This is a genomic window from Streptomyces sp. SID14478 (genome assembly GCF_010548525.1).
Classification (GTDB): Bacteria; Actinomycetota; Actinomycetes; order Streptomycetales; family Streptomycetaceae; genus Streptomyces.
Window position 1 is genome coordinate 1 of the sequence record NZ_JAAGMG010001060.1, and the last position, 3,026, is coordinate 3,026.

1 protein-coding gene is annotated in these 3,026 nt (G+C 73.2%); it reads left to right on the top strand.

What is annotated here, in order from left to right; translation table 11 throughout:
- Positions 1–3,026, top strand: a 3,026-nt coding sequence (locus tag G3I40_RS33945; protein WP_164558675.1) for a type I polyketide synthase, incomplete at both ends; no start/stop codon positions are given.

The following is a 3,026-nucleotide window of genomic DNA, read 5'->3' on the forward strand; positions in this document are numbered from 1 at the left end:
GCGCGCGCGGGCGCCGCACACCTCGTCCTCACCAGCCGCGGCGGCCCCGACGCCCCGGGCGCCGGGGAACTGGCCGCCGAACTACGCGAGTCGGGCGCCGGAGTGACCCTCGCGGCCTGCGACGTCACCGACCGGGACGCGCTGGCCGCGCTGCTCGCCGCCGAACGGGAGGCGGGCCGCAGCATCGGCGCCGTCTTCCACACGGCAGGCGTTTCGCAGTCCACGCCGCTCGACGACATCACCGAGGAGGAGTTCGCGCACGTCACCGCGGCCAAGACCGCCGGGACGGCGCACCTCGACGCACTCTGCCCGGACGCGGAGGCGTTCGTCCTGTTCTCCTCGAACGCCGGAGTGTGGGGCGCGGCCCGCGCGGGCGCCTACGCGGCCGCCAACGCCTTCCTCGACGGCTTCGCACAGCGCCGCCGGCACCGCGCACTGCCCGCGGTGTCCGTCGCATGGGGTCTGTGGGACGGGCCGGGCATGGCCGGCGACGCGGGCCAGGAGTTCCTGCGCAGCCAGGGCGTGCGCCCGATGCCGCCCGAGCAGGCCCTCGCCGAACTGGACACGTGCCTGGCCGACGACGAGGCCTGTGTCTGCGTCGCCGACCTCGACCGGCCGGCGTTCCTCGACCTCATGGGCGCCGTACGGAGGCGGCCGCTGTTCGACGAGCTCGCACCCGTCGAGCCCCCGGCCGAAGACGCGACGGACACCGCGGGCAAGGGCCGCTCCCGGCTGTACGAGAAGCTGCTGCCGCTGCCGGCCAAGGAGCGCCGGGACCACGTGCTGCGACTGGTGCGGGCCGAGGCCGCTGCCGTGCTCGGGCACCCGGACGCCCGGGCGATCGACCCCGAACGGGCCTTCCGCGACGCCGGGTTCGACTCGATGACCGCGGTACAGCTGCGCAACCGGCTCACCGCGGCGACCGGTCTGCGCGAGGCGTCCACCCTCGTCTTCGACTGGCCCAACGTCACCGCGCTCGCCGACTACCTGCTCGACAGGCTGTTCGGCGCCGAAGAGCCCGCGGCCGTCGAGCCGGGTCCGCGGCCCGCTGCCGGTGGCGCCCCGGACCGCGATGAGCACGATCCGGTCGTGATCGTGGGCATGGCCTGCCGGTTCCCCGGCGGCGTCAACTCCCCTGAAGAACTCTGGGAGTTCATCACGTCGGGCGGCGACGCCGTCTCCGAGCTGCCCACCGACCGGGGCTGGGACCTCGACCGGCTCGGGGACACCGCGGCCGACGGCACGACGGGACCCCGTCACGGGTCGTTCCTCGACGCGGCGGGGGACTTCGACCCGGCGTTCTTCGGGATCTCGCCGCGCGAGGCGCTGGCGATGGACCCGCAGCAGCGCCAGGTCCTCGAAACCACCTGGGAAGCGATGGAGAACTCCGGCATCGACCCGCGCGCCCTGCGCGGCAGCGCCACCGGCGTCTTCCTGGGCGCCGCCTACCAGGGCTACGGCCACGGGGTCGAGCTTCCCGAGAGCAGCGAGGGCTACCTCCTCACCGGCGGTTCCCCCGCCGTCACTTCGGGCCGGGTGGCGTACGTGCTGGGGTTGGAGGGGCCGGCGCTGACGGTGGACACGGCGTGTTCGTCGTCGCTGGTGGCGTTGCATCTGGCGGCGCGTTCGCTGCGGGACGGCGAGTCGTCGCTGGCGGTGGCGGGCGGGGTGTCCGTGATGGCGGGGCCGGAGGTGTTCACCGAGTTCTCGAAGCAGGGCGCGCTCGCCGCAGACGGACGGTGCAAGGCCTACTCCGAGCAGGCCGACGGCTTCGGCTTCGCCGAGGGCGTGGGGCTCGTGGTGCTGGAGCGGCTGTCGGACGCGCGGCGCAACGGGCACCGGGTGCTGGCCGTGGTGCGGGGGAGCGCGGTGAACCAGGACGGTGCCAGCAATGGTCTGTCTGCTCCGAGCGGTCCGGCGCAGCAGCGGGTGATTCGCGGTGCGCTTGCTGCCGCCGGGTTGTCTGCGGCGGAGGTGGATGTGGTGGAGGGGCACGGGACGGGGACGGTGCTGGGTGATCCGATCGAGGCGCAGGCGTTGTTGGCGACGTATGGGCGTGGGCGTGAGGGTGAACGTCCTTTGTGGTTGGGGTCGTTGAAGTCGAACATCGGGCATGCTCAGGCGGCTGCGGGTGTGGCTGGTGTGATCAAGATGGTGTTGGCGTTGGGGCACGGGGTGCTTCCGGCGTCGTTGCATGCGCAGGAGCCGTCGTCGCATGTGGACTGGTCGTCGGGTGGTGTGGAGGTGTTGCGGGCGGCACGGCGGTGGCCGCGGGTCGAGGGTCGTGTGCGGCGTGCGGGGGTGTCCGCGTTCGGAGTGAGCGGCACGAACGCCCACCTGATCGTCGAAGAACCTGCCGCAGTGAATGCCGCCCAAGAGGGCCGGTCGGTAGGCGTACTGGAAGCCGCGGGGGTGGTGCCGCTGGTGCTGTCCGCGCGCACGGAGACCGCCCTGGCCGCCCAAGCTGCCCGGCTGGCACCCGTGCCGGCGCACACGGACACGCTGGAAGGCATCGGCCGCTCCCTCGCCACCGGACGCACCCACCACGAGCGGCGCGCCGTCGTCCTCGCCGAGAACCCGCAGACGGCGCAGGACCTCCTGCGACGGCTTCAGGAAGGCCTCCCGGCTCCCGACCTCCTCACCGGTGTGGGGGGTGGGGGGCGTCGGGTGGTGTGGGTGTTCCCGGGTCAGGGTTCGCAGTGGGTGGGGATGGGGCGGGGGCTGCTCGATGTCCCGGTGTTCGCCCAGGCGTTGGCGGAGTGTGATGCGGCGTTGGCGGAGGTGGCGGGTTTCTCGGTGGTGGAGGTGATCCGTGGTGTGGAGGGTGCTCCGTCCCTTGAGCGGGTTGATGTGGTGCAGCCGGTGTTGTTCGCGGTGATGGTGTCGTTGGCGCGGTTGTGGCGGGCGTGTGGTGTGGAGCCGGATGCCGTGGTGGGGCATTCGCAGGGGGAGATCGCGGCGGCGTGTGTCGCGGGTGCCCTGTCGTTGGACGACGCGGCGCGGGTGGTGGCCCTGCGCGCCCGCGC